This is a genomic window from Streptomyces sp. NPDC079141, assembly GCF_040686775.1.
GTDB lineage: Bacteria > Actinomycetota > Actinomycetes > Streptomycetales > Streptomycetaceae > Streptomyces.
Map to the genome: position 1 here is coordinate 63,386 of NZ_JBFBLP010000017.1, position 22,983 is coordinate 86,368.

Genomic DNA, 22,983 nt, shown 5'->3' on the forward strand with positions numbered 1-22,983 from the left:
GCGTGACCTACCGCTCGGCCGTTCGCTGCGTATACGGGGCCGCGGACCCCGCCGGGCCGGGCCGGCCCGCAGTGGGCCGCGACAGGACACGGGCCCCGGTACGCGGCGCTGCCGAAGCATGGCGATCTGACGAACCGTCAGCTACCGTCCTCCCCCTCCACTCGTGTGAAGGGGGATTCGCCATGCCCGTCACGGTCCTACGTTTCAACCTCGTCGAGCCCGGCGCCACCGCCGCCTCGCTCGCCGCCCGCTACCGCACTGCCCTGGAGATGGCCGCGTACGCCGACGAGCACGGGATCACCACCGTGCAGACGGAGGAGCACCACGGCGTCGACAACAACTGGCTGCCGTCGCCGTTCACCTTCGCGGGCGCGGTGTTCGGCGCGACCCGCCGCCTGGCGGTGACGGTCTCGGCGGTGATCGGACCGTTGCACGACCCGTTGCGGCTGGCCGAGGACATCGCCGTACTGGACCTGCTCAGCGGCGGCCGGCTGGTGACGGTCGCGGGGATCGGGTACCGCCCCGAGGAGTACGCGCTGTTCGGCGTGGACTTCCACCGGCGCGGCCGGCTCCAGGACGAGGTGCTGGAGACCGTTCTGAAGGCATGGACCGGCGAGGAGTTCACCTACCGGGGCCGCACGGTACGGGTCACCCCGCGCCCGTGCACCGACCCGCACCCCCTGCTGCTGGTCGGCGGCTCCTCGAAGGCCGCCGCCCGCCGGGCCGCCCGCCTGGGCCTGCCCTTTTTTCCCAGCGCGCACCTGCCCGAGCTGGAGGCGTACTACAAGGAACGGCTCGTCGAGTACGGCACCGAGGGCTGGACCATGATGCCGGCGGCCGAGACACCGCTCCTGCACCTCGCCGAGGACCCCGACCGGACGTGGGCCGAGTACGGCGGCCACTTCCTGCACGAGGCCCGCACCTACGCCTCCTGGCAGTCGGGGGACATACGGTCCGCCGTGAAGTCGGCGGCCACGACCGTGGCCGAACTGCGCGCCGAGGGCGTGTACCGCATCCTCACGCCGGAGCAGTGCGTGGCGCAGGGGCTGGACAACCTCGTCCTGCATCCGCTGGCGGGCGGGATGCCGGTGGCGGAGGGATGGCGGAGTCTGCGGTTGTTCTGCGAAGCCGTACTGCCCCGGCTCGGTGAGTGAGCCGGGGCAGTACGTCTCCTACGAGTACGAGGAGAGGGGGCAGCGGGGATTTGGCCCCTTCTCCTCGGGCCTGTGACGGGCTCAGCCCATCTCCTCCAGCTTTTTGCCCTTGGTCTCGGGCACGAACTTGAGGATGAACGGGATGGAGAGGAAGGCGAACACCGCGTACATGACGTAGGTGAGCGACAGGTTCCAGTCCGCGAGGTCCGGGAAGGTGATGGTGATCACCCAGTTGGCGAGCCACTGGGCCGAGGCGGCCACGCCGAGCGCTGCGGCACGGATCTTGTTGGGGAAGACCTCGCCCAGCATGACCCAGACGACCACACCCCACGACAGGGCGAAGAAGAGCACGAAGGCGTTGGCGGCGATCAGTGCGACGTAGCCCTGCGCGGTCGGCAGCGGGTCGTTGCCGTTCTGGAAGGAGAACGCCCAGGCGGCCAGCGCCAGCGAGATGCCCATGCCGACCGAGCCGATGAGGGCGAGCGGCTTGCGGCCGATGCGGTCGACGAAGATCATCGCGATCACGGTGCCGATGATGTTGATGATCGAGGTCTCGAACGAGTAGAAGAACGAGCTCGACGGGTCGACGCCGACGGACTGCCACAGCAGGTTCGAGTAGTAGAAGATGACGTTGATGCCGACCAGCTGCTGGAAGACGGAGAGGCCGATGCCGATCCAGACGATCGGCAGCAGGCCGAAGCGGCCGCCGAGCAGGTCCCTGAACGTCGACTTGTGGTCACTGCGCATGGCGTCGTCGATCTCGGCGACGCGCGCGTCCAGGTCGATGTCGCCCTCGACGTCGGCGAGTACCTTCTTGGCCTCGTCGACCCGGCCGACGCTGATCAGGAAGCGGGGCGACTCGGGGATCGCGAAGGACATCAGGCCGTAGATGAGCGCGGGAACGACCATCACGCCGAGCATCCACTGCCAGGCCTCAAGGCCCGCGACCGTCCCGCGCTCCTCGCCGTCGGCCATGTTGAGGATGGCCCAGTTCACGAGCTGCGAGATGGCGATGCCGATGACGATGGCGGCCTGCTGGAAGGAGGCGAGCCGGCCGCGGTACGCGGGCGGGGCGACCTCGGCGATGTAGGCCGGGCCGATGACCGAGGCCATGCCGATCGCTATGCCGCCGAGGACGCGCCAGGCGGCGAGGTCCCATGCGGCGAAGGGAAGACCGGAACCGACGGCACTCACGGCGAACAGCACCGCCGCGATCTGCATGACGCGGATACGGCCGATGCGGTCGGCGATGCGGCCGGCGATCGCGGCACCCACGGCACTGCCCAGCAGGGCGCAGGCGGCGACCGTACCGGTGGCTCCGGAACTGAGGTTGAACCGGTCCTGGATGCCACCGTTGGCGCCGTTGATGACAGAGCTGTCGTAGCCGAAGAGAAAACCGCCGAGGGCGGCTGCGGCCGTGATGAAGACGACGTGCCCGAGGTGCTCGGGCGGCGCCGTCCTGGCTCCTGACTTGGGTGCCTGCGATGTGCTGGTCACGTGAAACTCCTCGGGCCCCCGGCAACGCTGCCGGGTGGGGGGTGAGCCCTTCCAGTGGGGCATAGCTCCACGCCCGCCACCACCTGAAGGTAAAAGCAACGTTGCAGACCCTATGTCTTCAAGTTTCGAAGTCAAGAGTTCCTTTGCTGTGAATTTTGAGGCACGGCGCGTCGGCTTGTGTTCAAGAGTTAAAGAGATCGAGGTCGGGAGTCAGTCGGCGGTCAACGAAGCCGCTGGCTGATGACCTTCGACACACCGTCGCCCTGCATGGAGACGCCGTACAGCGCGTCGGCGACCTCCATGGTCCGCTTCTGGTGCGTGATCACGATGAGCTGCGAGGCCTCCTGCAGCTCCTGCATGATGCGGATCAGCCGCTGGAGGTTGGTGTCGTCGAGGGCCGCCTCGACCTCGTCCATGACATAGAACGGGCTGGGCCGGGCCTTGAAGATCGACACCAGGAGGGCGACGGCGGTCAGTGAGCGCTCGCCGCCCGACAGCAGCGACAGCCGCTTGACCTTCTTGCCCGGCGGACGCGCCTCGACGTCCACGCCCGTGGTCAGCATGTTGTCGGGGTCGGTCAGGATCAGCCGCCCCTCGCCACCCGGGAACAGCCTGCTGAAGACCCCTTCGAACTCCCGGGCCGTGTCCCGGTACGCCTCGGTGAAGACCTGCTCGACGCGCTCGTCGACCTCCTTGACGACCTGGAGCAGGTCGGCGCGGGTCTTCTTCAGGTCTTCCAGCTGCTCGCTGAGGAACTTGTGGCGTTCCTCCAGCGCGGCGAACTCCTCCAGGGCCAGCGGATTCACCTTGCCGAGCTGCTGATACGCCCGTTCGGCCGCCTTGAGCCGCTTCTCCTGCTCGGCCCGCACGAACGGCCTCGGCTGGTTGCGGGGATGCCCGGGATCCTCCGGCAGCTCCTCGCCCTCGGCCGGGGGCGAGGGCGGTACGGGCTGCTGGGGGCCGTACTCCGACACCAGTCCCGCCGGTTCGACGCCGAGCTCCTCCAGCGCCTTCGTCTCCAGCTGCTCGATCCGCAGCCGCTTCTCGGCGCCGAGCACCTCTCCCCGGTGGACCGAGTCCGTCAGCTTGTCGAGCTCGGCCTTGAGGTCGCGGCCCCGGCCCCGGGCAACGGTCAGTTCCTGCTCGCGCCGCGCCTTGGCGGCCTCGGCGGCGGTGCGCTCCTCGTCGGCCCGCCCGAGCGACACCTCCACATGCGCGAGCAGCTGCCGGGCACCGGAGGCGACGGCCTCGGCCACGGCGGCCTCGTGCCGCATCCGGGCCCGCCGCTGTTCGGCACGCGCGCGTGCCTCGCGTTCCGCGCGGGCGGCCCGGTCCAGGGAGTCGGCGCGGCCGGCGAGCCCCTTGACGCGCTCTTCGTGGGTACGGACCTGGAGGCGGGCCTCCATCTCGGTCTGCCGGGCGTTGGCCCCGTCGGCGGCGAGCCGATCCCGTGCGGACGTGTCGGGCTCCTCCTCGACCGGCATCTCCTCCGCGACGGCGAGCCGCTCGGCGAGCTCCTCGGCCTCCGCCAGCGCCTTGTCGAGAGCCTCCTGCGCCCGCGCCGCCGCGGCGACACTGCGCTCGGCCTCACCGGCGGCACCGCGCGCCTGCCCGGCCAGTCGGCCGAGCTGCTGCGCGACGGCCGACTTCTCCCGCTCGGCGGCCCGGCGCCGTTCACCCAGCTCCTCGACGAGCGCGGAGCACTCCGTGCGGTTCTGGGCCGCCGTGTGCTGAGCCTCGGTGAGCTGCTCGCAGCGCACGGCGAGCTCTTCGAGCTCGGCGGCGGCCTCGTCCACGGAGGCCTGCACTTCGAGCAGGCTGGGCGCGCCTGCGGACCCGCCGTGCGCGAAGTGCGCTCCCAGCAGGTCGCCTTCGGCGGTGACGGCGGTCAGGTCGGGGTGGCCGTAGACGAGGTCCTCGGCGTCTTCGAGGGTGCCTACGACGACGATTCCGCGAAGCAGGCGGCGTACGGCGGGCATGAGGTCGGCGGGGCCGCGGACGAAGTCCGCGGCGTGCGGCCGTTGGGCGTCCGCGGGTTCGTTGTGGCTGGTCGCGCCGTGCCGCGCGTCCCTGTGGGGCGCTTCGTCCGGAGCACCTGCCAGCAACAGGGAGGCCCTCCCCCCGTCCTGCTTCCGCAGCAGCCGGATCGCCTCCGCCGCCGACGACGGCGAGGTCACCGCGAGGGCATCCGCCGCCGCGCCGAAAGCCGCCGCCAGCGGGACCTCGTACCCCGGTGTCACCGTCAGCAGCTCCGCCGCCGGGCCCAGCAGCCCCGTCAGCCGGTCCTGCGCGCCGAGCAGCGCTCCCGTGCCGTCCTTTCGCCTCAGCCCCAGCGCCAGTGCCTCGTGCCGGGCCTGGGTCGCCGCGCGCCTGCGTTCCTCCGCGGTGACCGCTTCCCGGGCCGCCGTCAGCGCGGCCTCCGCCTCGGTGAGCCGTTCCTTCGCCGCGTCGTGCCGCTCGGCCAACTCCGCGTCGCCCGCGTCGAGACCGTCGACCTCGGCCTTGAGGGCCTCGTACTCCTCCTGCGCGGCGACGGCGCGTTCCTGGGCCTCGTCGCGGGCGGTGGCCAGCCGGTCGATCTCGGACTGGGCGGCGGCGGCCCGCGAACGGGCGGCGTTCACCTGGCCGTTCAGCCGGGCCAGGCCCTCGCGGCGGTCGGCGATGGCGCGGGCGACGTCCTTCAGACGCCGTTCCTCCTGGGCCAGTTCGCGTTCCAGCTCGGCGCGGTGGGCGACGGTGTCCTCCAGCGCCCGCTCGGCCGCCTCCAGGGCCGCTTCGAGTTCGGCCTCCTGCTCGCGGATCCGCGCGGCCTCGCGCTCCATGTCCTCGGGGTCGCGCCCGCGGCGCTCCTCCGGCGGCGCGGACGTCGCGCTCTTCACGCGCGCGTCGGCGAGCGAGATCGTGCCGCGCACCCGCTCGGCCAGCTGCGAGAGCTCGTACCAGGTCTGCTGGGCGCGCTGGAGGCGCGGCGTGAGCTGCCGTACCTCGTCCTCCAGGAGCGCCTCGCGCTGGAGCGCCTTCTTCAGCTCCTCCTCGGCCGCCTCCTTGCGCTCCTTCAGGGCGGCCTCGTCGGCGATCTCCGTCTGGAGCGCCTCGCGCAGTCGTACGAGGTCGTCGGCGAGGAGCCTCAGGCGTGCGTCGCGCAGGTCGGCCTGGATCACGGCGGCCCGGCGTGCGACCGCGGCCTGCCGGCCGAGGGGCTTGAGCTGCCTGCGGAGCTCGTCGGTCAGGTCCTGCACGCGCGCGAGGTTGGCCTGCATGGCGTCCAGTTTCCTGAGGGCCTTCTCCTTGCGCTTGCGGTGCTTGAGGACGCCGGCGGCCTCCTCGATGAAGGCGCGGCGGCCCATGGGGTCGGCGTGCAGCACGGAGTCGAGCTGGCCCTGGCCGACGATGACGTGCATCTCGCGGCCGATGCCGGAGTCGGAGAGGAGTTCCTGGATGTCGAGAAGCCGGCAGGTGTCGCCGTTGATCTGGTACTCGCTGCCGCCGTTGCGGAACATGATCCGCGTGATGGTGACCTCGGCGTACTCGATCGGGAGGGCCCCGTCGGAGTTGTCGATGGTCAGCGACACCTCGGCGCGGCCGAGCGGCGGGCGCCCGGTGGTGCCGGCGAAGATGACGTCCTCCATCTTGCCGCCGCGCAGCGACTTGGCGCCCTGCTCGCCCATGACCCAGCTGAGCGCGTCCACGACATTGGACTTGCCCGAGCCGTTCGGTCCGACGACGCACGTGATCCCCGGCTCGAACCGGAGTGTGGTCGCCGATGCGAACGACTTGAACCCGCGGAGGGTCAGGGCCTTGAGGTGCACGCCGCTGGACTCTACCTTCCGGGGGTGTCTCACTCCATGAACGCGCGGTTTCACCCATGAATGTGCAGGGCAGACCAGACGTTAAAGACGGTGAAAGGATGCACGGGGGAAAGAAAGAAGGGACGCCGAAGCGTCCCTTGCAACTCTGACAACTTAGCGGTTGATGTGGGCTGCCCAACCACTGCATGAGCTGTCGTGGAGCGATGCAGTGATCAGGTGAGCGCAGGCTCCGCCTGGTGTGCGTCGATGCTCTCCATGATCCTGTCGTGAGAAGCGGCAGCCGCGAGCGCGTCGTTCTCCGCCTGGATCCGTACGAGCTCGGATTCCAGGTCCTGTACACGCTGCTGGAGCCGTCGCATCTCGGCGAGGAGTCGAGGGTCGGAGCCGCCGACGTAACCGAGAAGCGCCTTTGCCATGATGGATGGTCCTCCACAATGAGTGACCGACCGAAGCGGTGTGGGTCGTGAGGGATTCGCACCCACGGTGCTTGGCACTCTTGAGTTCTCGCTGCCGTTCTTACATGCCAAACAGCTAAGGTGCGCGGGGCTTTCAGCGTCTCACCAAAAAGTTTGACGGTCAACACGATCACGCCCCGTATTGGGGGCAACCCGGGTGCGCGCGGCCGGAAACGGCGGCGCTGCGACTGCTGCGGGGCCCTCAGGGCGTGGCGATCATCCTTACGTGCGGAGCCTGCCATCGCAAGCGCTTCTTGGCAACCACCTGCCCCTTTCTGCTCCGGGCAGGTGCCGGTGGCATTCCCCTCCGCTTCGCGGGGGCCGCCGCGCGGAACGCGATCACCGGATGGCGAAGCCGTCGTAGCCGCCGCGAGGTGTGTCCCAGATCTCGGTTACGCCCTCCACGCGGCCGGGCGTGTCGTCGCCCTGGAGCCAGTCGAGGAGTCCCTGACAGCCCGTGCGTGCGCCTTCGGCGACCACTTGGACCCGTCCGTCCTCCAAATTGAGAGCAAAACCACTCAGGCCGCCGATCTCCAGTGCCTTGGCACGCGTGAACCAGCGGAAACCCACACCTTGGACACGTCCACGCACCCAGGCGACCAGCCGTACATCCTCGCTCATAGCTGCAACCTAACCGGCCAATGTCTCTCTGGGCACTTCCTCACCTAGCGGCATGCGGTACCGTCCCCACCCAATGAATCTCATATGAAACTCACTCGATCGAGTGAGTTGGGTTGATCGCAGAGGACGAGTCGACCGCACGGACGAGGAAGGCCAGGACATGGGACGCCACCGACGCCACGCCGCCGGCCGCGCCGCCACGGGCCGCGCCACGGGGGTCACACAGACAGACGGTTCCTTTCCGGGGAGCCATGACCCGCTGGACTCGAACGCGGGCGACACGGTGGGCATCGCGCCCTACCTGAACCCGGACGCCTACGCCGGTGCCTACGCGCAGACCGAGGCCTACCTCTTCGCGGCCGACGGCGGCCGCGGCGACGGCCGCGCCGAGGACTACGCCCGGGCCACGGACACCGCTGTCTTCGCGAGCGACGGCTTCACCCCCGACGACGGCTCCCGGCACGCGGGCTCGCACCGCCGGCGGAAGAAGAAGGCCGTCAGGCCGGTGCGCACCGGTCTGCTCGGGGTCTCGGCGGCCGTGGCCATCGGCACCGTCGCGGTCGCCACGGGCGTGCTGCCCGGCGGGGACAACTACAAGCTCGGCGGAGGAAGCGGCGACAAGGTACAGGCCGCCGACTCCCCGACCGGCTCGCCCAGTGAGCAGGGCGGCACGTCGGGCAGTGCCGAGAGCCGCGACGACAGCTCGCCGGCCAGCCGCGACCAGGAGCGGACGGCCTCTCCCTCGCCATCGACCTCGTCGGCCGCGCCGACGAAGAAGCCGACCGAGAAGCCGACGGCCACCCCCACCAAGGCGCCGGAGACCACACCGTCGAAGGCCGCCACCAAGGCCCCGGAGAAGACCACCGAGCCCGCGACCGTCTCCGCGGAGGCCGCCGCCGCGGCCGAGGTCCTCAAGCTCGTCAACGAGGAGCGGGCGAAGGTCGGCTGCTCCGCCGTCGCCGCCAACAGCGCGCTGACCGAGCTGGCCACGGCCTTCAGCGAGGACATGGCCGCCCGCGACTTCTTCGACCACACCGACCCGGACGGTGCAAGCCCGTGGGACCGGGCCGCCAAGGCCGGCATCACCAACCTCGGCGGCGAGAACATAGCCCGGGGCCAGGCCGACGCGGCCGCGGTGATGGACGCCTGGATGCACAGCCCGGGCCACAAGGCCAACATCCTGAACTGCGACTTCAAGACGCTGGGTGTGGGTGTCCACTACGGGTCCGGCGGGCCCTGGTGGACGCAGAATTTCGGCTACTAGGACCGCATGCGTGAGGGGCTCCCACCGGTCACCGGTGGGAGCCCCTCACGCATGTGCGCCGGTTGTGCCGGTCGGCGCGTAAGCGTTTGCGCAATCGGTTACGCGGCGGTCGCGGCGCGCCCCTGTGCGAAGACCTTCGCCGTCTCGGCGATTCGGCGGCCCAGGTGTTCGGCCGTTGCGACGTCGGCCTTGTGGACGGCGTCCGGGCCCTGGTCGACGTTGGTCTGGGCGGCGGCGCCCGCGAAGACGCCGAGGCGGTTGAGGTCGTGCTCGGAGCCCTCGCTGTTGTTCCAGCCCGGGTGCAGGCCGAGGTTGATCCAGTGCATGCCGTGCTGCGCGGCGAGGATCTGGAAGAACTGCAGGGTGTGCAGCTTGTCGCCGCTCTTGGAGCCGGAGTTGGTGAAGCCGGCGGCCAGCTTGTCCTTCCAGTCCTGGCCGAACCAGCGCTTCGAGGTCGCCTCGGCGAAGACGTGGAACGGGCCGGACGCCGTGCCCATATAGGTCGGCGAACCGAAGACGATCGCGTCCGAACCGTCGAGCGCCGCCCACTGCTCGTCGGTGATCTCGGCGACGTTGATCAGGTGCACCTCGGCTCCGGCCTCGACGGCACCGGCGCGGACGGCCTCGGCGAGGACGGCGGTGTGGCCGTAGCCGGAGTGGTAGGCGATGGAGACGGTGGGGGTGGTCACGATGGGGACTCCTGGAATGGGCAGGTCATTGACGATGAAGAAATGAAAGCACTTACTTTTCGTTAGTGCAACCCATCGGTTAGCGCTGCCTTCGAGTACGCTTCAGTCATGGACATCACGCAGGAGCGCTCGGCGGAGCAGGAGCTCCCGTACAACGTGTTCGCCAAGGCCTGTCCCTCGCGGGGCACGCTGGAGCACGTCACGGGCCGCTGGGGCGCGCTCACGCTCGGCGCGCTGCACGAGGGAACGCTGCGCTTCAACGAGCTGCGCCGCCGCGTCGACGGCGTGAGCGAGAAGATGCTGTCCCAGACCTTGCACGCGCTGGAGCGCGACGGCCTGGTGCACCGCGAGGCCCAGCCGACCAACCCGCCCCGCGTGGATTACGAACTGACGCCGCTGGGCCACGAAGTGGCCACCCGGCTGCTCGGCCTCATCCACTTCCTGGAGGGCCGCATGGACGACGTGCTCGAAGCACGGGAGCGCTACGACGACACCCGTGGCGCCCGCTGACACTTGGGGCAGAAGTAGCTGGACCGGTTCATCCAGGGGCGCCGACGCATCGGCGTACCGCACCGCTTGCACGGCAGGCCTTCACGGCCGTACGCGTCGAGCGAGCGGTCGAAGTAGCCCGACTCGCCGTTGACGTTGACGTACAGGCTGTCGAAGCTGGTGCCGCCGACGGCGAGGGCGGCGTTCATCACGTCCCGTACGTGGCCCAGGAGTTCGAGCGTGCGCGGGCGGGTGAAGGTCGCGGTCGGGCGCTCGTAGTGCAGGCGGGCGCGCCAAAGGGCCTCGTCCGCGTAGATGTTGCCGACGCCGCTGATCAACGACTGGTCGAGCAGGGCCCGTTTGATGGTGGTGCGCTTGCGGCGCAGTGCCTGGTGGAAGGCCTCGTCGTCGAAGAGCGGGTCCAGCGGGTCGCGGGCGATGTGCGCGATGACGTCGGGCAGGCCGTCGGGGGTGTTGTCGTGCAACGACAGGCCGCCGAAGGTGCGTTGGTCGACGAAGCGGAGCTCGGTGCCGAGGGCGTCGGCGAAGCGCACCCGGATCCTGAGGTGCTTCTCGGCCGGGGCCTCGTGCGGCTGGACCAGGAGCTGACCGCTCATGCCGAGGTGGGCCAGGACCGACTGATCGGTGTCCTCCAGGGGCAGCCACAGGTACTTGCCGCGGCGGCTGGGGACTCCGATGCGGTGGCCCTTCAGACGGTGCACGAAGTCGTCGGCGCCGGCGAGGTGACGGCGCACCGCGCGCGGGTGCAGCACCTCGGCGTCGGCGACGGTGCGATGGGCGACCCACCGCTCCAGACCGCGTCGTACGACTTCGACTTCGGGCAGCTCGGGCATGGGATCCCCCGTCAAGCCGGTGCGCCCGCCCCGGTGAAGGGACGGGCGCTCGGATCTGTGCTGTTCGGTCAGGCGGAGGCGGACGCCTCGTCGGTGTCCGACTCGGTGTCGGCGGCCGTCTCGGCCGCCTTGGCGCGCTCGTCCGCCGCGGTCCGGATGGACCGCCATGCGGACTCGGCGGCCTGCTGCTCCGCCTCCTTCTTGCTGCGGCCGGTGCCGGTGCCGTACGAGACGCCTCCGACGCGGGCGGCAGCAGTGAAGGTCTTCTCGTGGTCGGGTCCGGTCTCCGTGACCAGGTACTCGGGCACGCCGAGCCCCTCGGTCGCGGTGAGCTCCTGGAGACTGGTCTTCCAGTCCAGGCCGGCTCCGAGGTTCGAGGACTTCTCGATCAGGGGATCGAACAGGCGGTGCACCAGCTCCGCCGCCGAGTCCAGTCCCTGGTCGAGATAGACCGCGCCGATCACCGCTTCCAGGGTGTCGGCAAGGATGGACGCCTTGTCCCGGCCGCCCGTGCCCTCTTCACCACGGCCGAGCCGGATGAAGGAGCCCAGGTCGAGCCCGCGGCCGACCTCCGCCAACGCACGCGAATTGACCACCGCGGCCCGCAACTTGGCCAGTTGGCCTTCGGGCAGGTCGGGGTGGGTGCGATACAGCGTGTCCGTGACGACGAGGCCGAGCACGGAGTCCCCGAGGAACTCCAGACGCTCGTTCGTCGGCAGACCGCCGTTCTCGTAGGCGTACGAACGGTGGGTCAGCGCACGCACCAGAAGGGCGGACTCGACCTTGTAGCCGAGCCGCCCTTCCAACAGCGTGTGGGACGAGGCCGTGTTGTCCGCCGGGCCATTCCCGCTCGCGCGGGAACTGTTCTTCTTAGGCGTGGACACAGTGCCTCTCACCAGCCGCTCAGACCTCGATGACCTGGCGCTTGTTGTAGGTGCCGCAAGACGGGCACGCGATGTGCTGCTGCTTGGGCTCGTGGCAGCGCTCGCACGCAACCAGGGTGGGGACCGCAGCCTTCCACTGCGACCGGCGGTGGCGCGTGTTGCTGCGCGACATCTTCCGCTTCGGAACAGCCACGGCTACTTCTCCTGCTTCTCGTCGACGCCCGCTTCCGCTTCGGCGCCGCTCATCTCGTCCTTCTCGCCGTCTCCGAGTGAACCGGCGAGTCCCTGCAGTGCCGCCCAACGGATGTCGACGGCGTCATGGTGGTGGTCCGGGTCGTCCGCAAGGCGCGCGCCGCACTCGGCGCACAGACCTGGGCAGTCTTCCTGGCACACCGGCTGCATCGGCAGTGCGAGCACCACCGCATCACGCAGCACGGGTTCGAGGTCGAACAGGCCGTCCTCGATGAAGAGCCTGTCCTCGTCTTCCTCGGCGTCGTCGGTCGGTTCCGCCTTGGGGCGGCCTCGATCGTCGGCGTCAGGGTACGAGAACATCTCCTGGAAGTCCGCTTCGACGTCGAGCTGAAGCGGCTCCAGACACCTTACGCACTCCCCCTTGGCCTGTGCACGGGCGGTGCCTGTGACAAGCACCCCTTCCATGACCGACTCAAGCCGGAGGTCGAGCTCCATCGGTGCGCCTACCGGCACTCCGATGACCCCCTCGATACCGAGGTCCCGGGGAGCGTCGATCGAGCGGGTCAGGCGCTGCAGCGCGCCAGGACGCCGCCCCAGCTCGTGTGTGTCGAACACGAGAGGGTTGCGGTGGTCGAGGCGGGCGTTCAGAGCCATTCCTGCTTTCGATCTTCTGAGCTCAGGGGGACGCTGCCCTTCGGTGTTCCCGGGCAGCGCTGATCGCGGACGTACGCGCGACCGAAGAGCCAGGATACTGGACCTTTCGCTCACGGCCCAATCCGGTGGTGCCTTACTGGCCCCGGCCCTGTTCGTAGGCGCGCAGCTGCTCCGCGCTGATCATGCCGGTGTCGAAGAGGCTGGTCTCGTCGAGGGCGTAGCCCTGCTGGGCCTGCTGGGCCTGCTGGGGCACCTGCTGCGGGTCGTACGCCGGCTGCTGGGCGTCGTAGCCCTGGTAGGCGTAGGGGTCGGCCTGCTGGTAGCCGTACGGGTCCTGCTGGGCGTAGGCGGGCTGCTGGTAGCCGCCGTAGGTGTCGTACGCCGGCTGCTGCGGGGCGTAGTCCGGCTGCGCGGGCTGCTGCTGCGCGGCCGGGGCGTCCTGCTCCGCGAGGGCGGCCAGGTCGGCCAGGTAGTCGGCGTCGCTGGAGTGCTGGACGGTGCTCATGTCGTCGGCGAGGGCGCCGAGGTCGTCGGTGGCGATACGGCCGTGCAGCTTCTGGCGGCCCTTGCCGACGGCCTCCAGGGTCTTGGCGAGGACGGCCTCGAAGGCGCCCAGCTTTACGTCCACGTATTCGTCGGCGCTGCGGCGCAGGGTCTCCGGGTCGTGGCTGCGCTCGGGGGCGTCCTCGTCCTCGTAGCCCTGCTCGTCGACGCCCGGACCGGTGCCGAGCAGCTTCTCGCGGCCGCGGCCGACGGAGCCGAGGGTCTTGGTGAGGACGACCTCGAAGTTGGCGAGCTTGGAGTCGACGTAGTCGTCGGCCTCCGCGCGGATCTCCTCGGCCTCCTGGCGGGCCTCGGAGAGGATGCGGTCGCCCTCGGCCTGGGAGCGGCGGGCGACCTCCGTGTCGGAGATCAGGGAGCCGCGCTCGGCGTGCGCGGAGCGGATGATCCGCTCGGCCTCCTGGCGGGCCTGCTCGACCATCTGCTCACGGTCGCCGATCAGCTCCTGCGCCTGCGCGAGGGAGCCGGGCAGGGCCTGGCGCACCTCTTCCAGCATCGAGAGCAGTTCGGCGCGGTTGACCACGCACGAGGCCGACATCGGCATCGACCGGGCGCTGGAGACCGCCGCGACGATCTCGTCGAGCTTCTTCTGCACGTCCACCGTGTGCTCGCCACTCTCTACAGCTGTGTTGGAGACGGACGGGACGACTGTAGCCCCATCAGTCCTTGTGGAGGCGCTTGTTCAGGGCTTCCAGGACCGCCGGCGGGACCAGGTGGGAAACGTCGCCGCCCCAGGTCGCGACCTCCTTGACGAGCGAGGAGGACAGGAAGCTGTAGGTCGGGTTGGTGGGCACGAAGAGCGTCTCGACGCCCGAGAGGCCGTTGTTCATCTGGGCCATCTGGAGCTCGTAGTCGAAGTCGCTGACCGCGCGCAGGCCCTTGACGATGGCGGGGATGTCGCGCTGCTTGCAGAAGTCGACGAGGAGGCCGTGGAAGGCCTCGACGCGTACGTTCCCGTACTCGGCGGTGACCCGGCGGATCAGGTCGAGTCGCTCCTCGACCTCGAACAGGCCCTTCTTGGACTGGTTGATCATCACCGCGACGTAGACCTCGTCGTACAGCCTGGAGGCACGGGCAATGATGTCGAGGTGTCCGTTGGTGATCGGGTCGAACGACCCGGGACAGACGGCACGGCGCACTTGAGGTCCCTCGCTCTCCGGTCCGGTCATCGTGCGTCTTCGCACGTTGAGGCGGCGCGACCGTACCAAAACGTTCCCTCGCCGTAGCGACGGGCCCTGATCGCTTCGAAACCGTCCGGCCAGCGGAATTCGCCGCCTCTGGTGCTGCGCTCCACGGTGACGAGCGCGTCCGGCGCGAGCCAGCCTTCTGTGCGGAGTGTGAGGAGAATCTCGCGAAGATCGTCGTCCGAGACGGCGTACGGGGGGTCGAGGAAAACGAGGTCGTACGGCTGGGCCGGCGCCGGAGTCCGGATGATCTGTTCGGCCTTGCCCGCCCTCACCTCGGCGCCGGGCAGGCCGAGGTTCTTGACGTTCTCGCGGATGACACGGGCCGCGCGGGCGTCTGCCTCGACGAGGAGGGTGTGGCTCGCGCCCCGGGACAGGGCCTCCAGGCCGACCGCGCCCGATCCCGCGTACAGGTCGAGGACCCGTTCGCCGGCCAGGGGGCCGCCGAGGAGGGACTGCCAGGTGGAGAAGAGGCCCTCGCGTGCGCGGTCGGAGGTGGGGCGGGTGCCATTGCCGGGCGGCACGGCGAGGCGACGGCCGCCGGCTGCGCCGGCGATCACGCGGGTCATGTTCGGTCCTTGGTCGTGGTCGGCTTTACGTTCAGTGTGGCTGGTCGCGCCCGCGCGGCGGTAGCCGCATATGGAGTACAGCCCCGCGCCCCTGGGGGTCCACTTCACCCCTTGTCCAGGTACTGCTCCCTTTCCTCGTCCAAGAGGGCGTCCAGGGCCGTTCTCAGGCCAGGGAGGTTCTTGAGTTCCGGATCTGCCGCCACCACTGCCGTCGCTTCCTCCCTCGCCTCCGCGATGATCTCCTCGTCCTCAATGACCGCGAGCATCCGCAGGCTGGTGCGGGCGCCGGACTGGGCCTGGCCGAGGACGTCGCCCTCGCGGCGCTGTTCCAGGTCGATGCGGGAGAGCTCGAAGCCGTCGAGGGTGGCGGCGACCGCGTTCAGGCGCTGGCGGGCGGCGCTGGCCTCCGGCATCTCGGTGACCAGGAGGCAGAGGCCGGCTGCCGAGCCACGGCCCACCCGGCCGCGCAGCTGGTGCAGCTGGGAGACGCCGAAGCGGTCGGCGTCCATGATCACCATTGCGGTGGCGTTGGGGACGTTGACGCCGACCTCGATGACGGTCGTGGCGACCAGGACGTGCGTCTCCCCGGCGGCGAAGCGGCGCATGACCGCGTCCTTGTCGTCGGGGTGCATACGGCCGTGCAGGACCTCGACCTTGAGTCCCTGGAGGGGGCCCTTGGCCAGCTGGTCGGCCACGTCGAGGACGGCGAGCGGCGGGCGCTTCTCGGCCTCGTCCTCGGCGGACTTCTTCTTGGGGTCCACTTCCTCGTCGCCGATGCGCGGACAGACGACGTAGGCCTGGTGGCCGTTCTCGACCTCCTCGCGCACGCGCTCCCACGCGCGCGTGAGGAAGTGGGGCTTGTCGGCGGCCGGGACGACATGGCTGGCGATCGGCGAGCGGCCGGCCGGGAGTTGGTCGAGGACGGAGGTCTCCAGGTCGCCGAAGACGGTCATGGCGACCGTGCGCGGGATGGGGGTGGCCGTCATGACCAGCAGGTGCGGGGGCTGTTTGCCCTTGCCGCGCAGGGCGTCGCGCTGTTCGACGCCGAAGCGGTGCTGTTCGTCGACGACGACCAGACCGAGGTCGTGGAACTGGACCTTGTCCTCGATCAGCGCGTGGGTGCCGATCACGATGCCGGCCTCGCCGGTGACGAGGTCGAGCAGCGCCTGGCGGCGGGGGGCGGCGCCCATGGAGCCGGTGAGCAGCACGACCTTGGTGGCGTGCTCCGCGCCGCCCAGCATGCCGCCCTCGGCCAGTTCACCCATCATCTCGACGACGGAGCGGTGGTGCTGCTGGGCGAGGACCTCGGTGGGCGCGAGCATGGCGGCCTGGCCGCCGGCGTCGACGGTGGCGAGCATGGCGCGCAGGGCGACCATGGTGTTGTGGGTGACGGTGAAGTTGTCGGTGACGTAGGCATGGCTCGGGTGGGCGACGCTGATGCACTGGACGGGCTTTCGCCCCACGTACTCGACCGCCGTGATTCCGCGCCGGAAGGTGTTGTGCTCCGGCCGCGGTCGTAGGCCTTCTGCCTTGTGGGTGAGCCTGAAGGGGGTGTGCTCGTCGGGCAGGGCCACCGAGACGCTGTAGGCGGCTTGCTCCGGCAGGACATGCGCCCGGCCGCCGAGCGAACGCACCAGCCAGGCGATGTCGTCCGCTAGCCCGCGCGAGGCCGGACGGAGCGAGATGCTCAAGCCGTCCTGGTGGATGGTGCCTTCGGCGTCCAGCAGGCCTTGCAGCAGAGCGAGCCGGTTCTTGATCGAGGTGTTCTTGAATTCCTCGGGAACGCATGCGATGTCGTCGCCGGCCGTGGACGGACGCGGGTCGGGACCGGCCGATCCGTCCGCGAGGCGGAGGCCCAGCTGATACGGGTCGAGCGGAAGTGCCGAGTCGTTCCCGAGATCGACCGGGGTGGCTGCCGGGAGGTACCACTTCGCGGACCCGTCGGCCTCGGACGCGTCCAGGCGGATCTCCCGGGTCGTCATGACCTGGGGAGCCCGGCCACGCTGCCATCCGCCACTCGTGCCGACGATCCACAGATGCTCGTCGTCGCACTCGACAGAGCTCCCGTCCGACAGGACCAGCCGCCAGACATCACGCTCCCCTTGCGGAAAGACGCCGTCGATCAGCGCGATCCCTCCGTCCGGGACGACGACCTCGTCCCGCACTTTCAGGTCACCCATGCGGCGGAAACCGGCGGGCGTGAGCACGAGCGAGTCGAGAGGCTGCGCCTTGCCCGAACCCACCTCCCCCTGGAGCAGCCGGTGCATCGGATGCTCCGTGGCCAGGTCGTCGAAGATCTCCTTGGAGACCCGCTGCTGACCCTCGGTGAGGGTGAAGGGCAGTCGGTCGTCGAAGGCCGTGAGGAGGCCGTCGGGCCGGGGTTTGCGGGCGACCGCGGGGAGTTGGGCGTCGGTGTGCCGGCGGCGCGCCAGGGCGACCTGGAGGACGAAGGCCTCGTCCCACTTCAGGCGGGAGCGGGCGTCGTCGATGTCGGCCTTGGTGTGCGGGCGGTGGATCTTCAGGAGTGCCTCGGGCAGCGGGACCAGGCCGCGGCCCTCACGGAGAGTGTCCGGGAGGGGGTCGACGGCTTCCTGGGCGCTCGGCAGTGCCGTCTGGACCGCCTTGCCGATCTTCCAGGACTCCAGCTTGGCGGTGGCGGGGTAGATGGGGATCAGGGCGCCGGCCCAGGTCTCGACCGTCTCGTCGCCGTCGCCGCGCAGCAGCTCGTAGGCCGGGTGGGCGAGCTGGAGGCGGCGGTTGAAGACGGAGACCTTGCCCGCGAACATCGCGCGCGTGCCCGGCAGGAGCTCCTTGTGGGGCTTGTGAACGCCGTTGCCGAAGAAGACCAGTTGGAGCCGGCCGCTGCCGTCGGTGATGGTCACTTCCAGGCGCTGGCCCTTGCCTCGGGGGGCCTTGGCCGAGGCGAAGGTGTGCAGTCGGGCGTCGGCGACCTGGGCGACCACCGTGACGTGCTCGTCCATCGGGAGGTCGGCCAGGTGGGTGAGCTGGCCGCGCTCCTCGTATCTGCGCGGGTAGTGGTGCAGGAGGTCACCGACGGTGTGCAGGCCGAGGTGCTCGGCCATCACCTTCGCGGTGGCGGGGCCGAGCACGGACTTCAGTGGTTCTTCCAGTGCGGGCACGAGATCCATTGCACACCACGGCACTGACAATCCGTAACGGCCCAGGCCGTCGGCGCCGTAAACGTCCGAGGAAACCCCTGGTCAGACGGCCGTTCGGGCTTTAGGATGGCGCGCTCCGGCCATCCTTCGCGGTCACCGCCCCACAGGGACCGCCCGACCCCGCGCCGTCACCCTCCCCCAACGGCGCAGCGACGATGGACTCCCAGACCTCACAGTCATCCCAGGCATCCCAGTCACCTCATACGTTCCAGGTCGACCTGCGTGGTCTGGTGGACCTGCTCTCCCATCACCTCTACTCCAGCCCGAAGGTCTACCTGCGCGAACTGCTGCAGAACGCGGTCGACGCCATCACCGCCCGGCGCGCGGAGCAGCCCGCTGCCCCGGCGCGGGTGCGGCTGTACGTCGACGCCGCCGGCGGCGGGCTGCGGGTGGAGGACTCCGGCATCGGGCTGACCGAGTCCGATGTGCACAGCCTGCTGGCGACGATCGGCCGCAGCTCCAAGCGGGCGGACGGCCTGGAGACGGCCCGCTCCGACTTCCTGGGCCAGTTCGGCATCGGTCTGCTGGCCTGCTTCGTGGTCGCCGAGCGGATCCGGGTCGTCAGCCGCAGCGCCCGTACGCCCGAGGCGCCGCCCGTGGAGTGGACGGCGACCGACGACGGTTCGTACACCGTGCGGACGCTGCCGGACGCCGAGCGGCCCGAGCCGGGCACCACCGTGCATCTGGTGGCGCGGGCCGGCGCCGGGGAGTGGCTCACCGAGGAGCGGGTCCTCGCGCTGGCCCGGGACTTCGGTTCGCTGCTGCCGTACGACGTGCGCGTGGGCGAGGAGGAGGTCACCGATCTGCCGGCGCCCTGGGACCGCCCGTACCTCTCCCCCGCCAACCGGCGGGTGGCCCTGGCACGGCACTGTCACGACCTGTTCGGGTTCACCCCGCTGGACTCGATCGAGCTGAACGTGCCGCTGGCGGGGATCCGTGGCGTGGCGTACGTGCTGCCGTCCGCGGTGAGCCCGGCGCAGCGGGCCGGTCACCGGGTGCACCTCAAGGGCATGCTGCTGACCGAGCGGGGCGAACAGCTGCTGCCGGACTGGGCGTTCTTCGTGCGCTGTGTGCTGGACACCGACAGCCTGCGGCCCACGGCCTCGCGCGAGTCGCTGTACGAGGACGAGACGCTGGCCGCCGTACGGGAGGCGCTGGGCGAGCGGATCCGGTCCTGGCTGACGGGGCTCGCGGCCGGTGATCCGGAGCGGCTGGCGGCGTTCCTGTCCGTGCACCACCTGGGGGTGAAGTCCCTGGCGCGGCACGACCGGGAGATGCTGCGCACGATGCTGCCGTGGCTGCCCTTCGAGACGACCGACGGACGGCTGTCCCTGGAGGAGTTCGCGCAGCGGCATCCGGTGGTGCACTTCACGCGGACCGTCGAGGAGTACCGGCAGGTCGCGCCGATCGCCTCCGCGCAGGGCGTCGGGGTGATCAACGGCGGTTACACGTACGACAGCGAGCTGGTCGAGGCGCTGCCGTCGGTGCGCCCGGGAACGGTGGTCGCCGAGCTGGACGCGGACACCGTGACCGCGCATCTGGACGCGGTCGACCCGGCCGAGGAGCTGGCGCTGTCCGGTTTCCTGGCGGCCGCGCGGGCCAAACTCGACGCCCTGGGCTGCGATGTGGTCCTCAGGGCCTTCCATCCGCTGTCCGTGCCCGCGCTGCACCTGGACGACCGGTCCGCCCGGCACGAGCAGGCCCGGTCCGAGGCCGAGGAGCAGGCGGACGACCTGTGGGCGGGCATCCTGGGCTCGCTGCGCGGCAGCGCGCCCCGCGCGCGGCTGGTGCTCAACCATCTCAACCCGCTGGTCCGGCGGATCAGTTCGCTGGGCGACGCGGAGCTGATCGGCACGGCCACGGAGTCGCTGTACGGGCAGGCGCTGCTGATGGCCCAGCGTCCGCTGCGGCCCGCGGACTCGGCCCTGCTGAACCGGGCGTTCATCGGCCTCCTGGAGTGGGCCACGAAGGGCGAGGAGGGTCGCCGATGAGCGAGATCACCGACTTCGACGCACTGCGCCGGGCGATGGCGGAGAACGCCGAGCAGCCGGAGGGCCCGGCCCGCAACGCGCGCGCGGAGCGGCTGCTCGCCGAGGCCGAGCGGCTGAACGTGCCGCTCGCCGTGATCGAGGCGCTCGGACACCAGCTGAAGGTCTACAACTACAGCTCCGAGAAGGACCGGATGTTCGTCCCCTTCGCGCGCCTGCTGCGCATGTGGGACGAGCGGCCCGAGGACTTCGACGCGTACGAGACGCACTCGCTGCACTGGGTGTTCAAGTGGATGTCGTCCGGCATGCTCGACCAGCCGCACATTCCGCTGGCCTCCGTGGAGAAGTGGCTCGGCGAGATGGAGCACCGCTACCGGCTCGCGGGGCACTCCGAACGGGCGGTGCGCGGGGCGGAGTTCAGCGTGGCCGCCCACATCGGGGACGTCGAGCGGGCCGAGCGCGCGTACGCCGCCTGGCTGGCCGCCGACCGGGACAGCATGGCCGACTGCCACGCGTGCGAGTTGCAGGCGCAGGGCTGGTGGCAGGCGGAGCAGGGGCGGGACGAGCGGGCGCTTGAGCTGTGGCGGCCGGTCCTGGAGGCCGAGTTCAGCTGCGCCCACGAGCCGCACACGACCCTCGCCTCCTCGCTCACGCCCCTGTTGCGGCTGGGCCGCGTGGACGAGGCGCGCGCCCACCATCTGCGCGGTTTCCGGCTCGTACGGGCCATGGAGAGCATGCGCGGCGCCTACGCGGACCACGTCGAGTTCTGCGCGCTGACCGGCAACGAGGCACGCGGCCTGGAGCTGCTCGCGGAGCGGCCGGCGTACTTCACGGACACCGGGCATCCGCGCAGCGGGCTGGAGTTCCTGTCCGTCGTGGTGCTCCTCATGGAGCGGCTGACCGGGCTCGGACTCGGCGGGCAACGGGTGCCGGGACCGGCGGGCCGCGCGTGGACCGCGCGCGAACTCGCCGCACACGCGCGCAAGGAGGCCCTGGGGCTGGCCGAGCGCTTCGACCGGCGCAACGGCACCTCGCACATCAGCGACCGGGCACGCGCGCGTATGACGCAGGAGCCACTGGTGGAGCGGCTGCCGCTCGGGGTGCGTGCGGCGCGTCCCACGACGGCCGCTGTTCCCGTGGCGGCGGTTCCGGCGCACGATGAGCCCGTGGAGGACGATCTGCCCACGCTGCTGGCCACGGCCCGGCGGCTGTCGGACACCCTGCAGCCGGACGCTGTCGAGGCATGGGCTGCCGTGGCGCGCGCCGCCGAGGGCATCGAGCTGGACGTCCGTGACCGCGCGGAGATCGCCGATCACCGGGCGATGGAACTCGGCCCCGAGGGCGTCGAACTGTTCGAGCAGGCCGCCGAGTTGTACGCGCAGGCGGGCGACCCGGGCGAGTCGCTGGCGGCACGCACGCGTGCGGCGTACGTCCGCGCGCTCACCGGTCATGTGCAGGAGGCGCTCGCCACCGTCGCCGGTCCCTACGACGAGATCCTCGCGCTGTACGCCGAGGACGCCACCGGCCTGCGGCAGACGGCGGCCGTGCTGATGGGGCGGGCCCGGGTGCTGATGCGGCGGGTGCACGAGGCGGACGAGCCGATGGATCCGGCGGTCGTGGCCGCCGCCGAGGCGGCCGCCCGGGAGGTGCTCGCGCTCGTCGAGGGGCACACCGGTGACGACGTGCGGCTCGCCGCACGGGCCGCCGAGGCACAGGCAATGCACGCGGAGCTGGCCGCCCTCGCGGGGGACGTGGAGACGGCGGCGGAGCTGTTCGCGCGCGCGGCGGCCGCGTTCGTAGGGTCGGGGCTGCCGTGGTTCGCGGTGGAGTACGAGGCCCGGGTGGCCGGGCTCGCGCACCACCTCGGGGACATCGCGGAGGCCGAGCGTGCCCTGCGGGCGGCGCTGGAGCACGGCGGACCGCACCTGGAGCCGCCGGGGCGGGCCCAGCTGCATCTCCAGCTCGCCGAGGTGCTCGGCGGCCGGGGCCTGTCGGAGGAGGCCGCCGAACACGCCCTGGAGGCGGCGCACTGGGCCGACGAGGCGGGCGAGGGCCCGACGCTCGGCGCCTGGGCGCGGCATCAGCTCGGCGGGCTCCTGGTGCGTCAGGGGCGCTGGGCCGAGGCGGCGGAGGTGCTGGAGTCGGCGCTCACCGAGCTGACCGCCGAGACGCACGGCGACGGCGCCGTCGTCCAGACGCAGTGGTGGCTCGGCGACTGCCTGAGCGAGCTCGGCGAGCACCAGGAGGCCGCCGAACACCGGCTCCGGGCGGCCGAGATCGCCCGGCACTGGCCGGAGCAGCACGACCACGCCACCCTCGCCCATCTCGCCGCCGAGTCCCTCGGGCACGCGGGGCTGCACGCGGAGGCGGACCGGGCTTACGCGCGCGCGGGCGACCTGTGGCTCGCGCTCGGCAACGTCCACGGCCTCGTCCGCTCCCTGCGCGCCCGCGCGTGGCTGGCGTTGCGCGTGGAGGGCGAAGGCGCGAACAAGGCGCGGGAGTTCATGGCGGACGCCGTCCAGGAGTGCGCGGCGGCGCTGGACGCGGCGCCCGACGAGGAGGCGCGCGCCCGGCTCACCGCCGAGCTCGGGCACACGCACCGGCAGTTCGGTGATCTGCTCGCCCGGTCCGCGGCCGAGGACGACGAGGACGACTCGATCCAGGCCGCCCTGGACGAGGCCCTGTCCCGGATGGCGGAGGCGGTCGCGGTGTTCGCCGGTCTCGGGGACGAGGCCCGGGACGCCCGCACCGGCGCCGAGCTCGCCGCGGGCTGGCTGGCGGCGGACCTGGGCCGGCCCGCGGAGGCGGCCACACGCGCGCGTGCGGTGCTGACGGCGTACGAGGGCGTGGCCGAGGAGGAGGGCGCGGCGCGGGAGCGGCGGGCGGAGGCGGAGCAGCTGCTTGAGGTGGTCGAGGAGGACTGAGCCGTACAGCAGGGCC

General features: G+C 70.9%; 18 protein-coding genes. 5 read left to right on the forward strand and 13 right to left on the reverse strand.

What is annotated here, in order from left to right; all coding sequences use genetic code 11:
• Positions 1–182 precede the first annotated feature (182 nt).
• Positions 183–1,154 carry an LLM class flavin-dependent oxidoreductase gene (locus AB0Q90_RS33870; protein WP_363162362.1) on the forward strand — a complete coding sequence of 324 codons (972 nt, stop codon included), beginning with the start codon at positions 183–185 and terminating at the stop codon, positions 1,152–1,154.
• 81 nt (positions 1,155–1,235) lie between these two features.
• On the opposite strand, the gene AB0Q90_RS33875 is transcribed toward AB0Q90_RS33870, so the two are convergent.
• The 4 genes from AB0Q90_RS33875 to AB0Q90_RS33890 form a co-directional block, all read right to left on the reverse strand.
• Positions 1,236–2,651: a sugar porter family MFS transporter gene (locus AB0Q90_RS33875; protein WP_363162363.1), complete on the reverse strand. Its 1,416-nt coding sequence runs from the start codon at positions 2,649–2,651 to the stop codon at positions 1,236–1,238.
• A 221-nt stretch (positions 2,652–2,872) separates the two neighbouring features.
• Positions 2,873–6,460 carry a chromosome segregation protein SMC gene (gene smc, locus AB0Q90_RS33880; protein ID WP_363162364.1) on the reverse strand — a complete coding sequence of 1,196 codons (3,588 nt, stop codon included), beginning with the start codon at positions 6,458–6,460 and terminating at the stop codon, positions 2,873–2,875.
• A 212-nt stretch (positions 6,461–6,672) separates the two neighbouring features.
• Positions 6,673–6,876: a hypothetical protein gene (locus AB0Q90_RS33885; protein WP_016432419.1), complete on the reverse strand. Its 204-nt coding sequence runs from the start codon at positions 6,874–6,876 to the stop codon at positions 6,673–6,675.
• Between the two features lie 378 nt (positions 6,877–7,254).
• Entirely contained in the window at positions 7,255–7,536 is a 282-nt protein-coding gene (locus tag AB0Q90_RS33890; protein WP_363162365.1) for an acylphosphatase, read from the reverse strand.
• 160 nt (positions 7,537–7,696) lie between these two features.
• Between AB0Q90_RS33890 and AB0Q90_RS33895 the strand changes: the two genes are divergently transcribed.
• On the forward strand, positions 7,697–8,800 hold the full coding sequence (locus tag AB0Q90_RS33895) for a CAP domain-containing protein (protein WP_363162366.1): 1,104 nt from the start codon (positions 7,697–7,699) through the stop codon (positions 8,798–8,800).
• A gap of 98 nt (positions 8,801–8,898) precedes the next feature.
• Here AB0Q90_RS33895 and AB0Q90_RS33900 read toward each other — a convergent pair whose 3' ends face one another.
• Entirely contained in the window at positions 8,899–9,489 is a 591-nt protein-coding gene (locus AB0Q90_RS33900; protein WP_363162367.1) for a flavodoxin family protein, read from the reverse strand.
• A gap of 108 nt (positions 9,490–9,597) precedes the next feature.
• On the opposite strand from AB0Q90_RS33900, the gene AB0Q90_RS33905 reads away from it, so the two are divergent.
• Positions 9,598–9,999: a helix-turn-helix domain-containing protein gene (locus tag AB0Q90_RS33905; protein ID WP_363162368.1), complete on the forward strand. Its 402-nt coding sequence runs from the start codon at positions 9,598–9,600 to the stop codon at positions 9,997–9,999.
• On the opposite strand, the gene mutM is transcribed toward AB0Q90_RS33905, so the two are convergent.
• From mutM to AB0Q90_RS33945, 8 genes are all read right to left on the reverse strand, one after another.
• On the reverse strand, positions 9,972–10,832 hold the full coding sequence (gene mutM, locus AB0Q90_RS33910; protein ID WP_363162369.1) for a bifunctional DNA-formamidopyrimidine glycosylase/DNA-(apurinic or apyrimidinic site) lyase: 861 nt from the start codon (positions 10,830–10,832) through the stop codon (positions 9,972–9,974). The genes AB0Q90_RS33905 and mutM overlap by 28 nt on opposite strands.
• 68 nt (positions 10,833–10,900) lie before the next feature.
• Positions 10,901–11,728, reverse strand: a complete 828-nt coding sequence (rnc, locus tag AB0Q90_RS33915; RefSeq protein WP_363162370.1) for a ribonuclease III — start codon at positions 11,726–11,728, stop codon at positions 10,901–10,903.
• A gap of 7 nt (positions 11,729–11,735) precedes the next feature.
• Positions 11,736–11,909, reverse strand: coding sequence for a 50S ribosomal protein L32 (rpmF, locus tag AB0Q90_RS33920; RefSeq protein ID WP_103781676.1), 174 nt, complete (start codon positions 11,907–11,909; stop codon positions 11,736–11,738).
• 2 nt (positions 11,910–11,911) lie between these two features.
• A complete protein-coding gene (locus AB0Q90_RS33925) occupies positions 11,912–12,562 on the reverse strand; it encodes a YceD family protein (protein ID WP_363162371.1) in 651 nt (216 codons plus the stop codon).
• 133 nt (positions 12,563–12,695) lie between these two features.
• Complete coding sequence (locus AB0Q90_RS33930) at positions 12,696–13,724, reverse strand: ATP synthase F0 subunit B (protein WP_363162372.1); 1,029 nt, start codon at positions 13,722–13,724, stop codon at positions 12,696–12,698.
• A gap of 58 nt (positions 13,725–13,782) precedes the next feature.
• Positions 13,783–14,262 carry a pantetheine-phosphate adenylyltransferase gene (coaD, locus tag AB0Q90_RS33935; protein ID WP_363162486.1) on the reverse strand — a complete coding sequence of 160 codons (480 nt, stop codon included), beginning with the start codon at positions 14,260–14,262 and terminating at the stop codon, positions 13,783–13,785.
• Between the two features lie 26 nt (positions 14,263–14,288).
• Positions 14,289–14,876, reverse strand: coding sequence for a 16S rRNA (guanine(966)-N(2))-methyltransferase RsmD (gene rsmD / locus AB0Q90_RS33940; RefSeq protein WP_363162373.1), 588 nt, complete (start codon positions 14,874–14,876; stop codon positions 14,289–14,291).
• A 104-nt stretch (positions 14,877–14,980) separates the two neighbouring features.
• Positions 14,981–18,025, reverse strand: a complete 3,045-nt coding sequence (locus AB0Q90_RS33945) for a helicase-related protein (protein ID WP_363162374.1) — start codon at positions 18,023–18,025, stop codon at positions 14,981–14,983.
• Between the two features lie 185 nt (positions 18,026–18,210).
• Here AB0Q90_RS33945 and AB0Q90_RS33950 point away from each other — a divergent pair, with 185 nt between their 5' ends.
• Positions 18,211–20,046: an HSP90 family protein gene (locus AB0Q90_RS33950; protein WP_363162375.1), complete on the forward strand. Its 1,836-nt coding sequence runs from the start codon at positions 18,211–18,213 to the stop codon at positions 20,044–20,046.
• Positions 20,043–22,967, forward strand: coding sequence for a tetratricopeptide repeat protein (locus tag AB0Q90_RS33955; protein WP_363162376.1), 2,925 nt, complete (start codon positions 20,043–20,045; stop codon positions 22,965–22,967). Before AB0Q90_RS33950 ends, AB0Q90_RS33955 begins: the two co-directional genes overlap by 4 nt.
• Positions 22,968–22,983: the final 16 nt, after the last annotated feature.

Coding starts and splice junctions, on each gene's coding strand:
- AB0Q90_RS33885 (WP_016432419.1), bottom strand. CDS start 6,876: ATGGCAAAGGCGCTTCTCGGTTACGTCGGCGGCTCCGACCCTCGACTC.
- AB0Q90_RS33895 (WP_363162366.1), top strand. CDS start 7,697: ATGGGACGCCACCGACGCCACGCCGCCGGCCGCGCCGCCACGGGCCGC.
- rsmD (WP_363162373.1), bottom strand. CDS start 14,876: ATGACCCGCGTGATCGCCGGCGCAGCCGGCGGCCGTCGCCTCGCCGTG.
- AB0Q90_RS33890 (WP_363162365.1), bottom strand. CDS start 7,536: ATGAGCGAGGATGTACGGCTGGTCGCCTGGGTGCGTGGACGTGTCCAA.
- AB0Q90_RS33955 (WP_363162376.1), top strand. CDS start 20,043: ATGAGCGAGATCACCGACTTCGACGCACTGCGCCGGGCGATGGCGGAG.
- AB0Q90_RS33945 (WP_363162374.1), bottom strand. CDS start 18,025: ATGGATCTCGTGCCCGCACTGGAAGAACCACTGAAGTCCGTGCTCGGC.
- AB0Q90_RS33925 (WP_363162371.1), bottom strand. CDS start 12,562: ATGGCTCTGAACGCCCGCCTCGACCACCGCAACCCTCTCGTGTTCGAC.
- AB0Q90_RS33950 (WP_363162375.1), top strand. CDS start 18,211: ATGGACTCCCAGACCTCACAGTCATCCCAGGCATCCCAGTCACCTCAT.
- AB0Q90_RS33905 (WP_363162368.1), top strand. CDS start 9,598: ATGGACATCACGCAGGAGCGCTCGGCGGAGCAGGAGCTCCCGTACAAC.
- AB0Q90_RS33870 (WP_363162362.1), top strand. CDS start 183: ATGCCCGTCACGGTCCTACGTTTCAACCTCGTCGAGCCCGGCGCCACC.
- mutM (WP_363162369.1), bottom strand. CDS start 10,832: ATGCCCGAGCTGCCCGAAGTCGAAGTCGTACGACGCGGTCTGGAGCGG.